This is a genomic window from Curtobacterium sp. MCLR17_034 (assembly GCF_003234485.1).
Taxonomy (GTDB): Bacteria; Actinomycetota; Actinomycetes; order Actinomycetales; family Microbacteriaceae; genus Curtobacterium; species Curtobacterium flaccumfaciens.
In genome coordinates, this window is sequence record NZ_QKTH01000001.1 from 1 (window position 1) to 17,263 (window position 17,263).

The 17,263-nt window shown below is 70.8% G+C and carries 14 protein-coding genes; 3 read left to right on the forward strand and 11 right to left on the reverse strand.

Features of this window, described 5'->3' with window-relative positions; translation table 11 throughout:
- Positions 1-100: 100 nt before the first annotated feature.
- From DEI98_RS00005 to DEI98_RS00030, 6 genes are all read right to left on the reverse strand, one after another.
- Positions 101-3,142: a glycoside hydrolase family 38 C-terminal domain-containing protein gene (locus DEI98_RS00005; RefSeq protein WP_111099518.1), complete on the reverse strand. Its 3,042-nt coding sequence runs from the start codon at positions 3,140-3,142 to the stop codon at positions 101-103.
- A 39-nt stretch (positions 3,143-3,181) separates the two neighbouring features.
- The gene (locus tag DEI98_RS00010; protein WP_371836703.1) at positions 3,182-4,075 is read right to left on the reverse strand and encodes a carbohydrate ABC transporter permease; all 894 of its coding nucleotides are present in this window, start codon (positions 4,073-4,075) and stop codon (positions 3,182-3,184) included.
- Between the two features lie 5 nt (positions 4,076-4,080).
- Entirely contained in the window at positions 4,081-5,031 is a 951-nt protein-coding gene (locus tag DEI98_RS00015) for a carbohydrate ABC transporter permease (RefSeq protein WP_110894824.1), read from the reverse strand.
- Positions 5,032-5,138: 107 nt separating this feature from the next.
- Entirely contained in the window at positions 5,139-6,497 is a 1,359-nt protein-coding gene (locus DEI98_RS00020; protein ID WP_027466665.1) for an extracellular solute-binding protein, read from the reverse strand.
- Positions 6,498-6,737: 240 nt separating this feature from the next.
- Positions 6,738-7,580, reverse strand: a complete 843-nt coding sequence (locus tag DEI98_RS00025) for a PhzF family phenazine biosynthesis protein (protein ID WP_111099519.1) — start codon at positions 7,578-7,580, stop codon at positions 6,738-6,740.
- Between the two features lie 9 nt (positions 7,581-7,589).
- Complete coding sequence (locus tag DEI98_RS00030) at positions 7,590-8,144, reverse strand: DUF805 domain-containing protein (protein WP_111099520.1); 555 nt, start codon at positions 8,142-8,144, stop codon at positions 7,590-7,592.
- A 138-nt stretch (positions 8,145-8,282) separates the two neighbouring features.
- On the opposite strand from DEI98_RS00030, the gene DEI98_RS00040 reads away from it, so the two are divergent.
- Complete coding sequence (locus DEI98_RS00040) at positions 8,283-8,795, forward strand: hypothetical protein (RefSeq protein ID WP_181437884.1); 513 nt, start codon at positions 8,283-8,285, stop codon at positions 8,793-8,795.
- Between the two features lie 160 nt (positions 8,796-8,955).
- On the opposite strand, the gene DEI98_RS18980 is transcribed toward DEI98_RS00040, so the two are convergent.
- From DEI98_RS18980 to DEI98_RS00055, 3 genes are all read right to left on the reverse strand, one after another.
- The gene (locus DEI98_RS18980) at positions 8,956-11,367 is read right to left on the reverse strand and encodes a lamin tail domain-containing protein (RefSeq protein WP_111099523.1); all 2,412 of its coding nucleotides are present in this window, start codon (positions 11,365-11,367) and stop codon (positions 8,956-8,958) included.
- 268 nt (positions 11,368-11,635) lie between these two features.
- On the reverse strand, positions 11,636-12,595 hold the full coding sequence (locus tag DEI98_RS00050) for a hypothetical protein (protein ID WP_111099524.1): 960 nt from the start codon (positions 12,593-12,595) through the stop codon (positions 11,636-11,638).
- Positions 12,596-12,703: 108 nt separating this feature from the next.
- A complete protein-coding gene (locus tag DEI98_RS00055; protein ID WP_111099525.1) occupies positions 12,704-14,023 on the reverse strand; it encodes an ROK family transcriptional regulator in 1,320 nt (439 codons plus the stop codon).
- 85 nt (positions 14,024-14,108) lie between these two features.
- Between DEI98_RS00055 and DEI98_RS00060 the strand changes: the two genes are divergently transcribed.
- Together DEI98_RS00060 and DEI98_RS00065 are read left to right on the forward strand one after the other, a co-directional pair.
- The gene (locus tag DEI98_RS00060; protein ID WP_027466669.1) at positions 14,109-14,564 is read left to right on the forward strand and encodes a GNAT family N-acetyltransferase; all 456 of its coding nucleotides are present in this window, start codon (positions 14,109-14,111) and stop codon (positions 14,562-14,564) included.
- A gap of 13 nt (positions 14,565-14,577) precedes the next feature.
- On the forward strand, positions 14,578-14,931 hold the full coding sequence (locus tag DEI98_RS00065; RefSeq protein WP_258370686.1) for an MGMT family protein: 354 nt from the start codon (positions 14,578-14,580) through the stop codon (positions 14,929-14,931).
- Positions 14,932-14,981: 50 nt separating this feature from the next.
- On the opposite strand, the gene DEI98_RS00070 is transcribed toward DEI98_RS00065, so the two are convergent.
- Both DEI98_RS00070 and DEI98_RS00075 read right to left on the reverse strand, forming a co-directional pair.
- Positions 14,982-15,410: a DUF805 domain-containing protein gene (locus DEI98_RS00070; RefSeq protein WP_111099526.1), complete on the reverse strand. Its 429-nt coding sequence runs from the start codon at positions 15,408-15,410 to the stop codon at positions 14,982-14,984.
- A 37-nt stretch (positions 15,411-15,447) separates the two neighbouring features.
- The gene (locus DEI98_RS00075) at positions 15,448-17,247 is read right to left on the reverse strand and encodes an ABC transporter ATP-binding protein (protein WP_111099782.1); all 1,800 of its coding nucleotides are present in this window, start codon (positions 17,245-17,247) and stop codon (positions 15,448-15,450) included.
- Positions 17,248-17,263: the final 16 nt, after the last annotated feature.

Consider the following 17,263-nt stretch of genomic DNA (forward strand, 5'->3'; position numbering starts at 1 on the left):
CACCCGCACCCACCCACACGCAACACGGCGCCGGACGGAACGCACCCGTGTCCCGTCCGGCGCCGCGGTCTCTCCCCGACCGAACGCCGGGCCCGCTGCCTCAGGCCCGACGCACGCGCAGCGTCACGATCTCGAACGGCCGCACGGTCAGCACGACGGGCTCCCCGGCCGACCACGAGCGCTCCAGCGGCCGTTCGAGCAGGTCGACCTGCGCCACCGACGCAGCGTCGAACCCGAAGGTGACCCCGACGTCAGCAGCCCGGCCCCCGAGTCCTTCGTACAGGCGCACGACGACGTCTCCCGAGCGGTCCTCGGCGAGCTTGACTGCCTCGACGAACACCTGTGGCGACGACACCGTGACGAGCGGCGCGACCTCGGCCGACCCGGGCACGCTCCGCACCGGCAGGTTCAGCCGGTACCCGGAGTCGGCGGCGTCGAGCACCGAGGCCCCGATCCGCAGCACCGTCCGGAACACGTGGTGCCCCTGGTCGGCGTTCGGGTCCGGGAACGTCGGTCCGCGCAGCAGCGACTCCCGCACGAGCGTGGTGATCCCGCCGTCCGGCCGGGTCTCGCGCGTGATGTCGTGGCCGTAGGTCGAGTCGTTCGCCACGGCGACGCCGAACCCGGGCTCCGCGACGTGCACCCAGCGGTGTGCCGAGGTCTCGAAGCGTGCGTGGTCCCATGAGGTGTTCTGGTGCGTCGGCCGGTCGATGTGCCCGAACTGGATCTCGCTCGAGGCCGACGACGCGAGCACGTCGATCGGGAACGCGAGCTTCAGCAGCTTCTGGTGCTCGTGCCAGTCGACCTCGGTCTCGACGCTCAGCTCGGGTTCGCCCTGCACGGCCGAGTAGCGCGTGGTGAGCGTCGACGATCCGAAGGACCGTTCCACCACGAGCTCGTCGCCTGCGATCGCGACCGACGACGCCGACAGCACCGTGCCGTTGCGCTGGTACGCGCGGTCGATGTCCCAGGCCTCCCACTGGTTCGGGGTGTCCCGGAAGACCGTGTACTCCGCCGCCGCAGCGCCTGGTGCGATCGCGTCGCGTCCGGTGGCGTGGTCGACGAACGAGACGACGAGGCCTGCAGCGTCGATGGTCGCGGTGACGACGCCGGTGTCGAAGACGAAGCGGTCGCCGCTCCGGACGGGAGGCACGGGTCGCGGTGCGTGGACGACCGAACCTGCCAGGGCGGTCACGTCCCCTGCCGCGACCGGCGAGGCGTTGAAGCGCACGACCGACGCGGCGTCGGCGGCGGCGCCGGTGACGGCACCGGTTCCGCTCCCACCTGCGGCGAGCGCCGTCGTCGCACTGCCGATCAGCCCCTCGAGCACCTCGGCGACCCGGGCGTACTGCTCCTCGGCGTTCTCGTACACCCACGCGATCGAGGACCCGGGCAGGATGTCGTGGAACTGCTGCAGCAGGACGGTGTGCCAGGCGTCCTCGAGTTCGGCGTACGGGTACTCGCTGCCGAGCCGGACCGCCGCCGCCGCTGCCCAGAGCTCGGCTTCGCGGAGCAGGTGCTCGGAGCGGCGGTTGCCCTGCTTCGTGCGGATCTGCGACGTGTAGGTGCCGCGGTGGAACTCGAGGTACATCTCCCCCGACCAGACCCCGGGTGTCGGCAGCTCGGCTTCGAGCTGCTCGAACACCTGCGCCGGCGTGCCGAGTGTGACGTGGGGCGACCCGTCGAGGTCGTGCTGGCGGTGTGCGGCGCCGACCATCTCGCGGGTGGGACCGCCGCCGCCGTCGCCGAAGCCGTACAGGAGCATCGAGGTGTTCGCGGTGCCGCGTTCCTTGTTGTTCCGTTCGCCGCGGCGCAGGTCGGCGGGCGAGACGTCGGAGTTGTAGGTGTCGGCCGGGGGCAGGTGCGTCAGCACGCGCGAGCCGTCGATGCCCTCCCAGTGGAACGAGGTGTGCGGGATGACGTTCGTCTCGTTCCACGACGGCTTCTGGGTGACGAACCACTTCGAGCCGGCAGCGCGGACGATCTGCGGCAGGGCGCCCGAGTAGCCGAACGAGTCGGGGAGCCAGGCCTCGGGGGTGTCGATGCCGAACTCCTCGAGGAAGAAGCGCTTGCCGGCGACGAACTGGCGGGCCAGGGCCTCACCGCCGGGCAGGTTGGTGTCCGACTCGACCCACATGCCGCCGACCGGGATCCACCGCCCTTCGGCGACCCGCTGCTTGATGCGGGTCCAGATGGACGGGTACTCGTCGCGGATCCACGCGTACTGCTGCGCGGACGAGCAGGCGAAGGTGAAGTCGGGGTCGCGGTCCATCAGGTCGAGCACGTTCGAGAACGTCCGGGCGCACTTGCGCTTCGTCTCGCGCACGGGCCACAGCCAGGCGGAGTCGATGTGGGCGTGCCCGACTGCGATCGCGCGGTGGGCGGCGGGGCTGGCGGGGACGGCGAGCACGGGCGCCAGGACCTGCCGGGCGTCCGCAGCCGTGCCGGCGACGTCGTCCGGGTCGAGTGCATCGGCGGCGCGTTCGAGCGCCCGCAGGATGTCGGCGCCGCGGGTGCCGTCGGTGGGGAGCTCGGCCATCAGCCCGCGCAGCACCCAGAGGTCCTGCTGCAGTTCCCACACGGTGTCGTCGCGCTCGACGACCTCGAGGGCCTTCAGGCGGTAGATCGGGTCGTCACCGGCGGTGGAGCGCGAGCCGAGCGGCGTCGCCCCTTGGAACGAGTCGCCGCCGATGTCCGGGTTCGCCCCGGCCTCGATCCAGAGCTCGAAGGACTCCCCCGGGCCGACCTCGAGCGGCACGGTGTCGTTCCGCGGCTCGATCGCCTTGATCGTGGAGCCGTCGGCGCGGAACGCGAGTCCCTCGGCCTGGAACCCGGGCTGCCGCTTGGTGAACCCCAGGTCGACGAGGAGCTCGGCGGTGGTCCCCGGCGCGGTGCCGAAGTCCGCCGGCACGGTCCCGGTCACCCGGAACCACGTCGTGCCCCACGGGCGTCCGCCCCAGTGCGACCCCACCGTGAACGGTGTGTACGTCTCGCCCACGGCGGCGTCGAACGGCACCGGTTCGCCCGGCACCTCCCACGCCTCGATCGTCACCGGGGCCGAGCGACGGAGGACGGCGGGGTCGACACGGTCGCGCACGAGGCGGGCGATCCGGGCCTCGACGAGCGGTTCGTCCTGGTGCATGTGTTTCCTTTCGAGAGTGTGCCGGGGTGGACCGGCGGATCAGCCCTTGATGCCGCCGGCGAGGGCGTTGCCGCCGCCGAGGCCTCGGGACACGATCACGTAGAGGGCGATGACGGGCACGGAGTAGACGATCGAGAACGCGGCGAGCTGCCCGTACGCCACCGCCCCGTTCTGCCCGAAGAAGTTGAAGATGCTCACCGCGGCGGGCACCTTCTCGGGCGAGAGCAGCAGGACGAACGGGACGAAGAAGTTCCCCCACGCCTGGATGAACACGAAGATGAACACGACCGCGATGCCCGGACGCATGAGCGGGATCACGATGCGGGTCAGGGTGGTGAGCATCGAGGCGCCGTCGGTCCACGCCGCCTCTTCCAGCGAGATCGGCACCGAGTCCATGAAGTTCTTCGCCATCCAGATCGCCATCGGCAGCGACGTGGCGGCGAGGAAGAAGATGCAGCCCCACACGTTGTCGATCAGGTTGAGCGACACGAACAGCGCGTAGACGGGCACCATCATCGCGGTGATCGGCAGGCCGGTGCCGAACAGGATGCTGTACAGGAACGGCTTGTTGACCCGCATCTTGTACCGGGACAGCGGGTACGCGGCGAGCAGCGCGAACACCACGGTGACGACCGCGGTGCCGCCGGAGAGCAGCAGGCTGTTCGCGAGCGGGATGAACGACAGCTCGGGGGTGAGCACCTTCGCGAAGTTGTCCAGGGTGAACTGCGAGGGCAACTTCACCGACAGCGACGCCTGGGTGTCGAACGAGGCGAGCACGAGCCAGAGCAGCGGCACCGCGAAGCACACCGCGATGACGAGCAGCACGGTGTTCGACACCCACCGCATGGTGCGGCCGCGCGGTGACGTCATGTGCATCGACCCCGGTGCGGTCACCGAGCGGGTCGTGGTCTGGTCGAGGGACGGGGCTGTCATGGCCATCAGTCCACCTCCGGCTTGAGGGCCCGGATGTAGATGATCGAGAAGACCGCCCCCACCACGAGCAGGATGGTCGCGATCGCGGTCCCGAAGCCGAGCTGCGAGAACTTGAACGCCTCCTGGTACGCCAGGATCGGCAGGGTCGACGAGTTCGTGCCCGGACCGCCGCCGGTCATCACGAAGATCAGCGTGAAGACCGACAGGGTCTGCAGCGTCGTGAGCATGAGGTTCGTCGAGATGCTCCGGCGGATCACCGGGAGCGTGATGTAGACGAGCCGCTGCCAGCCGGTGGCTCCGTCGACCTCGGCGGACTCGGTGATCTCCTCGGGGACCTCCTGCACGGCGGCCGAGTAGACGAGCATCGAGAAGGCGGTGCCGCGCCAGATGTTCGCCAGGATCACGGCGAGCATCGGGTACGTGTAGAGCCAGTTCGCTCCGGTGATCCCGATCGAGGCGAGGAACGTGTTGAGCGTCCCCTCGTCGTTGAAGAACGCGTACGCCGCGAAGGACGCCACGATCTCCGGCAGGACCCACGCGGCGACCACGAAGGTGCCGACGATCGCCCGGACGGCCTTGTTGGCCGAGCGCATCAGCAGGGCCAACCCGAGGCCGAGCACGTTCTGTCCCACCACGGCCGAGGCCAGCAGGAAGACGACGGTCAGGATGACGGACTTCGGGAAGTCCGGGTCCTGGAACAGCTCGACGTAGTTCTGGAAGCCGACGAACTGCTGGTCGGCCGCGCTGGCACCGGTCAGGGCCGAGTTGGTGAACGACCCGTAGAACGACGAGATGACGGGGCCGAGCAGGAAGATGACGAGGAGGACCAGGGCGGGCAGGAGCGGGACCGCTCGTCCGACGTTCCGCAGTGGTCGCCGCTTGCGCGGCACGGGTGGATCGGTGCGCTTCGGCGCACCGGGCGCCGACAGCGTCGGCGCGAGGGGGGTGCTGGACACGATGGGTGCCTTCCGGGTGCGGAGGGGTTCCGAAGGTGGGGAAGGACGGCCGGGAGGCGCGGTGCGGGACCGCCCCGCGCCTCCCGGCCGTCAGTGGGTGACGTCCGTCAACCAGCGGAGACGGTGTTCTCCTTGCCGACCACCTGCGTGACGGCCTTGTCGTAGGCGGCAGCCGCGTCCTTCGGCGACTGCTGACCGGTCATGACCGCTTCCATCGCGACCTGGATCGCGTTGGACACCTGCGAGTAGTCACTCGTCGCCGGGCGGAAGTTGGTGTTCTCCACCAACCCCGAGAAGAACTTGAACGTCGGGTTCGCCGCCGTGTAGGCCGGGTCGTCCGCGACGTCCTTGCGCACCGCGATCTGGCTGTTCTCGGTGTCGTACTTCAGCGAACCGTCCTTGTCGAGGAAGCTCGTGATGAAGTCGAACGCCGCCTGCGGGTTCTTCGACTTCGCGCCCACCGCCAGGGTCCAGCCGCCGGACATCGAGTTGTAGCCGGGAGCCTGCCCGTTCTGGGTCGGCATGGGTGCCTGGCCCATCACGTCGTTCCACTCGGGCCACGGCGCGGTGCCGGACTTCAGCCACGTGCCGGACTGCCACGAACCGTCCAGGTCGATCGCGAGCTTGCCCTTCGGCAGCCACGTCTGGGCGATGGTCGTGCCGACGTTCGTGTCGAGCGCCTGCTGCGGTGTCGGGCCGAGGCCGCCCTGGTAGACGTCCTTCACGAACTTGAGCGAGTCCTCGAACTGCTTCGAGCCGGTGACCCACTTCTTGTCCTTGTACAGGGTGTTGCCGGAGCCGTCGGCGCCGTACAGGAGCATCTCGAAGCCCTGCATGGTCGAGGCCTCGCCCTGCGCCTTGCCCGAGTAGATGTTGAACGGGATGACGTCGGGCTGCTTGTCCTTGATGGTCTTCGCCGCCGCGAGCACGTCGTCCCAGGTCTTCGGCTTCCACGGGACCTCGAGCCCGGCCTTCTTGAAGATGTCCTTGTTGTACCAGAGGGCTCGGGTGTCGGTGCCCATCGGGACACCGTAGATCTTGCCGTCGTCACCCTGCCCGGCCTGCTTGGCGTTGTCGAAGAACTGGTCCCACTCGTCCCACTTGTCCGTGTACTTGTCGAGTGGCAGCAGGTAGCCCGCCTCGGCATCGGCCTTGACGAGGAACGTGTCCTCGTACATGACGTCCGGGGCGGTGGCCGGCGCCTTGTTCATGAGCGCGAGCTTGGTGTAGTAGTCGTTGCCCTGCGCCTGGATGGGCACGAGGGTGACCTTCTTGCCGGGGTTGTCCTTCTCGTACTGCTTCTTGACGACCTTCATCTGGGCGTCGAGCTGCTGGAAGGCACCGAACTTCTGGTACGCGATCTTGATCGTGTCGCTCGAGGCGGACCCCGAGCTCGAGCAGCCAGCCAGACCGACTGCGGCCACGGCCACAGCTGCGAGTCCGGCGATGATGCGGGTGCGTTTCATCGGTGCTCCTTTGCACGGGTGATGTCCGCGGGCACCATCGCCCGCGCGCAGGATTAGTCCACCGTATTGACTTAACCGTGTCAAGGAGTTTCTCGGGCCGATTCGGGCGTACCGGGCGGAATCGGGCGTACGGAGTCGAATCGGGCGTACCGGGCGGAATCGGGCGTACCGGGTCGGAAGTTTCGACCAGGTACGCCCGATTCCGCTTCCCATCGCGTGCGTTCTGGGAAGGAACGTCCGTCAGGAGATCGGCGTCGCGCTCCCCGTCACCGTGATCCCGCCGGCCTCGGGCACGTCCACGAGCAGCAGACTCGGACGCCCGACGTGCCGCCCCTGCCGGATAGTGACGCGGTCGCCCGGCTGCACTGCCCCGATCTGCCGCAGGTACGCCCCGGTGGACGCCGCTGCCGATCCCGTCGCCGGGTCCTCGGTGATGCGCCCGGCGGGGAACAGGTTGCGGGCCTCGTACTCCCGGTCGCCGGTGCGGTGCAGCACCGTGACGGTCCCCGCCCAGCCGGCCTCGCGCTTGAGCTCGGCGAGGGGCCCCGGCGCGAACCGGAACTGGTGGAACAGCTCGCCGTCGTGCAGCACGAGCACCGGGTGCCAGTTGCCGGCGAAGGACTCCAGCACCGGGAACCCCGGAGCGATGTCCGCCGCCGAGAGCCCGAGCAGGTCGAACAGCCGCGCCAGCAGACCCGGCTCGATGTCCCGTGTCGCCGGCTCGACGCTCGTCATCGCGACCTGCACCGAGCCGTCCGCACCGACGGTGGCGTCGAGCGCGACCTCGCCAGCCAGGGTCGTGAACACCCGGCGGCCCGGCCCCTCGCGCTCGGCCAGCGCGACGGCCAGTGCGACGGTGGCGTGCCCGCAGAACGGCACCTCGGCGCTCGGCGAGAAGTAGCGGACCCGCGGCCCGGTCGACGTCGCACCCACGACGAATGCGGTCTCGGGGTACCCGACCTGCCGGGCGATCGCGAGCATCTGGGCGTCGGACAGCCCGGCCGCGTCGAGCACGAGCCCGGCGGGGTTGCCACCGCCCGGCTCGGCGGCGAAGGCGGTGTACCGGAGGATCTCCTGCTGCATGCCCCGACGCTACTGCGGTGTCACGACCGGGTGCGCGGGCCGATCACCGACGGGTGGCCCGGACTGCTGCGGTGCCGCGGGTGGCTCCGAGGGCAGTGCGAGGAACACGGCGAGCGCGATGTTGCCGGCGGGCACGAGGTACAGCAGGACCCACCACCCGGAGCGGTTCGTGTCGTGGAGCCGCCGCACCGCGATGGTGATCCAGGGCAGCAGCGCCGCGAGTCCGACGACCACGAAGACCCCCAGTGCGATCTGGGCGAAGACCGGCATCGACGTGAGCAGGAACCACCAGACCGGGAACGGGTTGAAGGACTGCATCGCCTGGTCGAGGACGCGCGTCTCGTCCGGGCTCGGCATCGGTGGCGGCGTCATGAAGAGTCCGATGCCGTACACGATGTTGATCGCCGCGGAGATGATCGCCCACCACAGCGCCCACCACCAGAACTCGGCACGAGCGGCACGACCGCGGAACACGACGTACCCCCGCCAGAACCGCGAGAACGAGGCGGGGAAGGTGGCCTGGTGCCAGGGGACTCCGACCGGTGGCTGCTGCGTCTGGTGCACCGAACCTGCTTACCGGGGCGACCTGGGCACTCCTGAGTACTCCTCGGCAGGCCCGGCGCGGCGGGTGGGGGTAACCCCCGACCACTTCCGGGTGCGCACGTGATGTTTCAGCACCGCGTCCGTCGTGAGACTGGATCCATGAGCACCGACACGCGTCCCACCACCGCCCGCCGCACCCTCCGGATCGCCCTCGCCTCCACCGCCGCGGTGTCCGCCCTGCTGCTGACCGCCGGCTGCAGCGCGATCCAGGACATCGTGCCGAACAAGACCCCGCAGAAGCACTTCGACGCGTACTCCGACGCCCCGCGCTCCGGGGAGTCCGAGGACCTGGCCTTCTTCATGCCGAAGTGGGTGCCGAAGGACGCGAAGGACATCGACGTGCGCCTCCACGTCTCCCAGCCCGGGTACGTCATCGGGTTCGCCTCGAAGGACGGCGTCGACGTGGACGACTGCACCCCGCTCGACGAGTCGTACGGCGGCACGGCGATGACCGCCGACTTCCTGCCCGAGGAGCTCCCGACGAAGGGCCTGGTCACCTGCGGCGACGGCCGCGCGGTCACCGAGATCGACGGCCGCTGGTACGGCTGGACCACGAAGGACGCCATCCCCGGTCAGGACGACACCCAGACCATGCACGGGTCGGCGGACTGACCGCAGCCACCCACCGGCCTGGAGGCGCGGGGCGGCCCCGCACCGCGCCTCCCGTCCGTCACGCGGTCGCGCCCACCGCGCATGGTGAGCAGAAACGGTCGGGTCCCCACTGCGGACCCGACCATTCCTGCTCACGAAGTGCGCCCGTGGGGCGTGGGGACTACTCCGCAGCCACAGCCCGACGTCGGCGACGCACGACCAGCACACCCGCGCCCGCCGCGAGCAGCAGGAACGCCACCAACGCACCGGCACCGAGGCCCGCAGCACCCGTGAACGCGAGCTGCCCATCCACGGTGATCGTGATCGGGGTCCACCCGATCAGGCTCCCGTCAGCAGCCGTCACCGCGAGGCGGTGCACGCCGGCCATCGTGTCCGCCGGGATCGTCACCCGAACCGTCCCCTCGGATGCGACCACAGCCGTGCCGATCAGCGTCGGCTCCGAGAACAGCCACACGTTCACCGTGTCACCGGCCGACGCCGTGCCCACCGTCACCGAGATCGTCTCCCCCGCACGAGCCGACGCCGGAGCCGACACCCCACCACGGTTCGCCTCCGTCAACAGCGACCCCGACGGCGCCACCGGAGCAACCGGGGCAGCCGAGGGACCCGGGGTCGGGACCGCTGTGGGCGTCCCAATCGGGGTCGGGGCCGGCGTCGTGCCGCCGTCGCCCGGGGTCGGAGTCGGCGTGGGCTCCGTGCCCGGATCGGTGTCGCCGCCTTCGCACGGGTACGTCCCCGTCCGGAGCGAGAACCCGTCCGTGTCGTTGTCGTCGGCGTAGAAGGTCGCGCGCTCCCCGTCCGTGCAGACGCCCGAGATCGCGAAGCCCTCGTTGGCGAGCGTGCGGTCGGCGGCCGACGGCGCCTCGTACAGCGTCGAGGCGGCGAAGGCCCCGTCGGTCACCTCGTACAGCGCGGTCCGGCCGGAGCACACCTCGTCGCAGACCACCCAGAGCGCGTCGAGCGTCGGGTCGAACTGCACGTCGGCGACGACGGCGAGCGAGGTCGCGATCGTGGCGATGCGCGACGAGGACCCGTCGTCCATCAGGGCGTAGGCGTACACACTCGCGGTGCCCTCGACCCCGACGAAGAACAGCCCCTCGCCGTGTCCGGCGTAGCTCGACGGTGCGTAGGCGGCGCCGGTGCGCTCGTCGGCGAAGCCGTGCGCGGTGAGCCAGGTGTCCGGGATCCAGGTGACGCCCTCGAGCCCGGCGTTCGCGCCGAGCCCGGGGAAGTCCGCGGCGAGGTTCCACTCGTCTGTGGCCCGCAGGGTGGCCTCGGAGCCGTCGGTCGTGGTGTAGCGCAGGACCGACGGGCGGCTCGTGCTCGACACGTCGTTGTTCCGCTCGGTCGACACGTAGACGGCGCCGGGGTCGTCGCTCGTGACGGTCACGCCCTCGGCGTCCGGGGTGCCCGTGCCGTCGGCGTAGCGCAGGTCGATGCCAGCGGCGTTCGACGGCGCCCAGCCGCCCGCGCCGTCCGAGGTCAGGTGGTAGAGCAGGCCGTCGCCGTTCTGCACGGCCCAGAGCTGCCCGTCCCGCGAGCTCCCCGAGGTCGTCCAGTCGATGCCGCTCAGGTCACCGGTGAAGGTGTCCTCGTCGTCGAGCACGGTCTCGTCCGGGCCGCCGGGCCAGGCCTCGGCGGTGACGATGCCGGCGAACCGGTTCGCCGCACCCTTCGTGGGTGCTGCCGTCTCGGCGAAGTCGCCGGTGCCGTCGGGGTTGCGGCCGTACGTGGTGGCGGCGTGCGCCGTCCACGAGGTCGAGTCGACGACCGCACCGCGGGCGTCGAAGAGCCGCGCGGAGTCCGCCTTGCCGAGTCCGAAGCCGAACGCCGCCTCGTCGAGGACGGTGAAGCCCCCGGCCGCGACGGTCGTGCCCGCGGGGATCGTGTACGTGTGGTCGTCCTCGCTGTCGCGCAGCACGTACCCGCCCAGGTCGACGGTGGTGCTGCCGGTGTTGGTCAGCTCCACCCAGTCGCCGGGGGTGCCGTCCTGCGACTCGACCTCGTTGATGCGCACGGGCGAGGAGCAGTCGTTCGCCGTGCCCTTCGTCGAGGCCGTGGTGTCCACGAGCGGCCCGACACCGTCGGCGCAGCGGCCGTAGGTCACACCCGCGTGGGTCGTCCAGGCGTACCGGAGCACCAGGTCGCCGGCGGGGTCGTAGAGGCGCGCGGTGTCGGCACCGCCGAGTCCGAAGTCGAAGCCGGGGGCGGTCGCGGACAGCTGGTCGACGACGAAGTACCCGCCGGCGGCGATCGTCGAGCCGCCGGGCAGCACGTACGCGTCGTGCGAGTTGTCGGAGTCGAGGAACGCGTACCCGGTCAGGTCGATCGCGGTGCCCGAGGTGTTCTTGAGCTCGACCCAGTCGGTGTCGTCGCCGTTCGACTCGACCTCGTTGACGACGAGGCCGTTCGCCGCGACGGCGCCGACGGCCGGGTCGTCGTCACCGACGGCGGCGAGGGCCGGACTGGCGGTGACGACACCGGCGGCGACGACCAGGGCGGTCGCGACGGCGGCGCCGATGCGGAGTGTTGGCGGGCGCAGGGTGGGCGGGCGCAGAGCGGGAGCGCGCATGCAGGGTCCTTCTCGGGGGAGCGAGCGGGCGAAGACCTGCACGACTGTTCAGCATCCACGCGACCGGCCGGTGGCCGCGGGGTGAACGGGCGGTGTCCCGGGTCGCGCCCGGCGCCGTGGACCCGCGGCGTGCGGACGGGAGGCGCGGTGCGGGCCCGCACCGCGCCTCCAGTCCGCCCTGCGGTCGCGCTCACCGCATCCGGTGAACAGAAGACGTCGGGTCCGCACTGCGGACCCGACGTCTTCTGCACACTCGTTGCTCGAGGTGTCAGCGCTCGGTGACCTCCGAGAAGTCCGGCGTCCCGTCGGGCAGCGCGGGCAGGGGCGTGCCGTCGACGTAGCGGGGCCAGGCCAGGGCGCGGGAGGCCGACGGACGGGACGCGTAGCGACGCCCGTCGGACGCGACGACCGTCTCGGGCGCGGGGCCGGGGGTGGAGGCGCGAGCGGGAGCGGGCGCAGGAGCGGGCGGCAGCGGCACATCGGGTGCCGGTGCGGGAGCGGCGGGCGTCGGCGTCGCGCTCCACGCCGGCTGCTGCTCGGGCACCGGCCACGTCGCAGACGGCAGCGTGGCTCGCGGACGGAACAGGGCGTTGCTCAGGGGCACCACGACGGTCCCGAGCAGGTCGAGGATCACCACCACCCAGACGAGCCGCCAGTAGCCGCGGGCGTAGTCGACGTCCGGCGCGAGCAGCGGGATCGAGAGCAGCAGTGCGAGCAGGGCGATGACGCCGACGGTGGCCTTCGCGACGACCTGCAGGACGGGCGTCGGGTACCGCCGGTGGATCACGAGGAGCAGGTGGACGTGCAGGAGCGCCACCCGGGCGACGCCGACGAGCCAGATCCAGTGCCAGAAGTGCTCCAGGACGAACCAGATGCCGTCACCGGAGACGCCCGTCGGCACGATCCACACCTTGTACAGACCGGCGACGAGCAGGTACATCGACGTGGCGATGCTCGCGAACGCGAAGATCCCCGACCGCCTGGACGAGACATCGGCGTCGTACCAGGACAGCAGCGCGAACACGACGACCACGACGATCGTCAGGAGCAGCTGGACCGCGACCATGCCGAAGTCGCCGAGGAGCACCGCGGCGATGCCGACCAGGCCCGCGGCGACGACCGCGCCGATGATCGTCCGGAACACGAGTGGGCGCACCCTCGCCCACCGCGGGTCCATCGTGCCGTCCGTGTCGTTCGCGCTGTCCGTGGTGTCCGTGCTGTCCGTCATGTGTCCCCCGTCAATCCCGCACACCTGGCGGCTGCGTCGGATCGCAGCGTAGCGGGCCGGGGCGGAGTGCTCCGGCCGAGCAGGGCGCCGGGCGACGGCGCCGTGCCGTCAGCGCCGGATGAGCAGGGTGCTGGCCCGCGGCGAGAGCGCGGCGTCGAGCACCAGGCATGCTGCGCCCACGGCGGCGACGTCGGCACCGCGGTCGCTCTCCACCACCTGCACGGCGTGCTTCGGCACGAGCAGCGGCGACCCGACGATGGCGGTCCGCGCAGCCGGCAGGGCAGCACTCGCGATGCGTGACCAGAACGGGCCGCCGAACACCACGCGGTCGATGTCGAGCAGGTTCACGATGAGGACGACGGCGTTGCCCATGACGGTGCCGGCATCGGCCGCGAGCGTGACGGCGGTGTCGTCCCCGTCCGCGATGGCCGCGGCGAGCTCGTCCCACGCGGCGTTCACGGCGTCGACATCGGCGGCATCGGCGGCGTCCGTGGCATCGGCGGTGCCCCCGGCATCCGCACCAGCACCCGCCCCGGCCCCGGCACCGGCACCACAGCCGGACAACGCCAGCCCCCGCGACCGCGCGACCCGCACCAACCGGTCCGGCGCGACGGCTGCACCGACCTCGCCGCGCGTACCCGAGCCGTCCGGGGTGCCCGCGAGCGACCCCTGGTCGACCATGATGTGCCCGGCGTCACCCGCGTTCGACCCCACCCCGCGCACGGGTTCGTGGTCGACGACGAGCCCGACGCCGAACCCGGTGCCGAAGTACACGAACGCGAAGTTCCGGGCCGAGGACTCCCCCGCCAGGAACATCTCGCCGACCGCGGCTGCCGTGACGTCCTTCTCGAGCAGGACCGGGTAGCCGGTGGCCTCGGCGAGCGCATCGCGCAGCGGCACGTCCCGCCACCGGGGCAGGAACGGCGGGTCGACCACGATGCCGGCCTCGACGTCGATGGGTCCGGGGCTCGCGATCCCGACGCCGAGCACGCTGTCGACGGCCACCCCGGCGTCGGCGACGAGCCCGTCGACGGCCGAGGCGATGGTGCGCACCACCTCGGACGGGTCGTCGGCGGTGGGGGTCGAGGTCGTGGACGCGGCGACGACGGTGCCGGCGAGGTCGAGCAGCACGTAGGTGACGACGGCCGGGTCGACGTGCACGCCGACCGCGTACCGGCTGCCCGGTTCGAGCCGCAGGATGGTGCGGGGCTTGCCGCGGCCGGACACGACGGTGCCGGACTCGACGATCATGCCGGCCTCGATCAGGAACCGGGTGACGTTCGACACGGTCTGCGCGCTCAGGCCGGTGCGGGCGGCGAGTTCGACGCGGCTCAGGCCGTCGGGCGAGCGGCGGACGGCGTCCAGGACCACGGTGCGGTTGAACCCGCCGATCGACGGGAGGTTCGCTCCGCGTCGATGCTCTGCCATGCCGCGACCATACCGCGGCAACGGTGCGGTCTCGGTCTGCCGTCGTCACTGGCTTCCGCAGGGTCTGCACCGTTAGCCTGGCCGCATGTCCGACCTGCGCCTGGAAGAACTCTCCGCGAAGACCGCTGCCGCGGCCAACTCCCTGACGCTCAAGCCGGGCCAGGAACAGTTCGTGCAGCCGACCACCTACGGGGTCGCCGAGTCCGACGTCAAGCCGAGCTCCGCGTGGACCCGTGTCGTCCTCGACGACGACGAGGTCCTCGGCCTGATCATCGGTTCGTTCGACGCCGACAACGCGCAGGAAGAGCTGCGCAGCTGCATCTGGCGCGTCAACGTGGCGGCGAGCGCACAGGGCCGGGGCGTCGGTCGCTTCGCCGTGCACGGCCTGGCGGACGAGGCGCGCAGCCGTGGGTTCGAGCGGCTGACGGTCGTCTACGAGCCGGGCGGCGACGACAGCCCCGAGGCGTTCTTCCGCGCCGTGGGCTTCGAGGTCGTGCGCGAGACCCAGTACGGCGACCACTTCGCGGTCCTGACGCTCTAGCACGCCCGACGACGTGCCCTCCGACGACGTGGCATCCGACGACGTCCCCGTCGACTTCGGCGCCGCCGTCGCCGAAGTGGTGCGGATGATCCCGCCGGGTCACGTCATGACGTACGGCGACGTCGCCGCAGCCCTCGGGTCGCGGGCGTCGCGTGCCGTCGGCAAGGTGATGGCGCACGAGGGCGCCGACCTGCCGTGGTGGCGCGTGGTGCGCGCGGGTGGGCACCCGCCGCTGCACCACGAGGTCCGGGCGCTCGAGCACTACCGCGTCGAGGGGACGCCGCTCGTGCAGGGGACGACGGCCTGGAGGCTCGACATGCGTCGTGCGCGCTGGTCACCCGCCACGGACGCGGACGACCCGTTCTGATACCCGGCCGCGCAGGCCGGCCCGCCAGGGTGCACCGCCAGGGTCCACCGTCAGCGGTCGAAGCGCGCACCCTTCGGCTTCGCGGGCAGCAGGCACAGCACGTACACGATGAGCGAGCCGAGGCCCGGCAGCACGTGCAGGAACTGCCAGAAGCCGGACAGGTTGGCGTCGTGCAGCCGTCGGGCGCCGAGGGCGAGCGACCCGATGAGCGTCGCGAGCACCCACAGCATGAACAGGTACGAGCCGACCGGGTTCTCGAGCACCGGGGTGTCCGGCGTGAACACCTGCGGCACGAGCTGCAGCACGAGCCCGATCGCGAACGACGTCAGCCACCACCACCAGAACTCGGCGCGCGATGCCCGTCCGGTGAACACGGTGTACTTCCGCCAGAACCGTCGGACGGCCTCGGTGAAGGGGGCACCGTAGAAGGGGTCGTGCAGGGCGACGCCGCCGGGCTGCACCACGCTGTCGTTGCTCATGGAGCAAGCCAACCACGTGGTGCAGCCCGACCGGGGCCTAGACGAGCGAGTCGCGCCAGGCCGCGTGCAGCTGGGCGAACCGCCCGGTGCCGGCGATGAGGTCGGCGGGGGTGCCGTCCTCGACGATCCGGCCGTGTTCCATCACGAGCACCCGGTGGGCGATCGCGACGGTGGACAGTCGGTGCGCGATGATCACTGCGGTGCGGTCGGCGAGCAGGGTCTCCAGGCCCTCCTGCACGAGTCGCTCCGAGGGGATGTCGAGCGACGCCGTGGCCTCGTCGAGGATGAGCACCTTCGGGTCCGCGATGAACGCCCGCGCGAACGAGAGCAGCTGCCGCTGACCCGCCGAGACACGGCCACCGCGCTTGTTCACGTCGGTGTCGTACCCGTCGGGCAGCGCCATGATGAACTCGTGCGCGCCGACGGCCTTGGCGCTCGCCTCGATCTCCGCACGAGACGCACCGGGCTTGCCGAGCGCGATGTTGTCCGCGACGGTGCCGGAGAACAGGTAGGCCTCCTGCGTGACCATGACGATCGCGCGGCGCATGTCCTTCGTGTCGAGGTCGCGCAGGTCCACACCGTCGAGCTTGACCGAGCCCTGGGTCGGATCGTAGAAGCGCGCCATGAGCTTGGCGAGCGTCGACTTGCCGGCACCGGTCGACCCGACGAGGGCGATGGTCTGCCCCGACGGGATGTGCAGGTCGAACTGCGGCAGCACGACCTTGCCCTTGTTGTAGGCGAAGACGACGTCGTCGAAGTCCATCTTCCCGGTGGCGTCCGCCAGGCGGGTGGGCTTCACGGGGTCCGGCACGCTCGGCCGTTCCTCGAGGACACCGGAGATCTTCTCCATCGCCGCCGAGGCCGACTGGTACCCGTTGTAGAACATCGCCAGTTCCTGCGCCGGGTCGAAGAAGCGCTTGGCGTACAGCGCGACCGCGAGCAGCGCACCGACCTCGAGCGTCCCGCCGACGATCCGGAAGCCACCGACGATGACGACCGCGGCGAGCGTGGCGTTGCCGATGAGCACGAGCACCGGGTCGAAGGTCCCGAACAGGTTGAACACCTTCGTGTTCGCCACCCGGTAGTCCTCGACGTAGCCGCCGTACTCGTCACGGTTGCGGGACTCCTTGCGGAACGCCTGCACCGCCCGGATGCCCGTCATCGTCTCGACGAAGTGCACGATGACGCGCGCCGAGGTGACACGGGTGGAGCGGAACAGCGTCTGCGAGTTCGTCTGGAACCAGCGGATCAGGAACCAGAGCGGCACGAGCGACACCGCGAGCACGAGCCCGGACGTCGGGTCGAGCAGCACCAGGGCCACGGCGGTGAACGCCATGTACAGCACGCCCTGGATGAGCTGGTTCAACCCGGAGTCGAGCAGCTCGCGGATCGAGTCGAGGTCACTCGTCTGGCGCGAGATGATCCGGCCCGACGTGTAGGTCTCGTGGAACTCGAGCGAGAGCCGCTGCGTGTGCAGGAACACCCGCTTGCGCAGGTCGAACAGGATCGCCTGGCTGATCCGTGCCGCGAGCACCGTGTACCAGGCGGTGAGCACCGCGCCGAGGACGGCCACGACGATGTACGTCGCGACGACGCCGAACGCCGGCACCCAGTCGTTCTGGTCCATCACCGCGGGCAGGGCGTTGTCGATGCCCCACGCGATGAGCGCCGGACCCGCGACGGTGCCGGCTGTCGAGACCACGACCACGATGCCGAGCAGCACCAGCCGGAGCTTCAGCGGTGCGGCGAGAGACCCGAGCAGGACGAGGGACCGGCGCCGCAGGCGCTTGCTCTCGGCCTTCGTGAAGTCCTCACGCTCCTCACCGCGCACGCCCATGGTGGTGATCGAGGCG

Bases quoted from the DNA above. Each gene is read 5' to 3' on its own strand.
- DEI98_RS00020 (WP_027466665.1), bottom strand. From the start codon at position 6,497: ATGAAACGCACCCGCATCATCGCCGGACTCGCAGCTGTGGCCGTGGCC.
- DEI98_RS00060 (WP_027466669.1), top strand. From the start codon at position 14,109: ATGTCCGACCTGCGCCTGGAAGAACTCTCCGCGAAGACCGCTGCCGCG.
- DEI98_RS00055 (WP_111099525.1), bottom strand. From the start codon at position 14,023: ATGGCAGAGCATCGACGCGGAGCGAACCTCCCGTCGATCGGCGGGTTC.
- DEI98_RS00005 (WP_111099518.1), bottom strand. From the start codon at position 3,142: ATGCACCAGGACGAACCGCTCGTCGAGGCCCGGATCGCCCGCCTCGTG.
- DEI98_RS00075 (WP_111099782.1), bottom strand. From the start codon at position 17,247: ATGGGCGTGCGCGGTGAGGAGCGTGAGGACTTCACGAAGGCCGAGAGC.
- DEI98_RS00070 (WP_111099526.1), bottom strand. From the start codon at position 15,410: ATGAGCAACGACAGCGTGGTGCAGCCCGGCGGCGTCGCCCTGCACGAC.
- DEI98_RS00040 (WP_181437884.1), top strand. From the start codon at position 8,283: ATGAGCACCGACACGCGTCCCACCACCGCCCGCCGCACCCTCCGGATC.
- DEI98_RS18980 (WP_111099523.1), bottom strand. From the start codon at position 11,367: ATGCGCGCTCCCGCTCTGCGCCCGCCCACCCTGCGCCCGCCAACACTC.
- DEI98_RS00010 (WP_371836703.1), bottom strand. From the start codon at position 4,075: ATGACAGCCCCGTCCCTCGACCAGACCACGACCCGCTCGGTGACCGCA.
- DEI98_RS00025 (WP_111099519.1), bottom strand. From the start codon at position 7,580: ATGCAGCAGGAGATCCTCCGGTACACCGCCTTCGCCGCCGAGCCGGGC.
- DEI98_RS00050 (WP_111099524.1), bottom strand. From the start codon at position 12,595: ATGACGGACAGCACGGACACCACGGACAGCGCGAACGACACGGACGGC.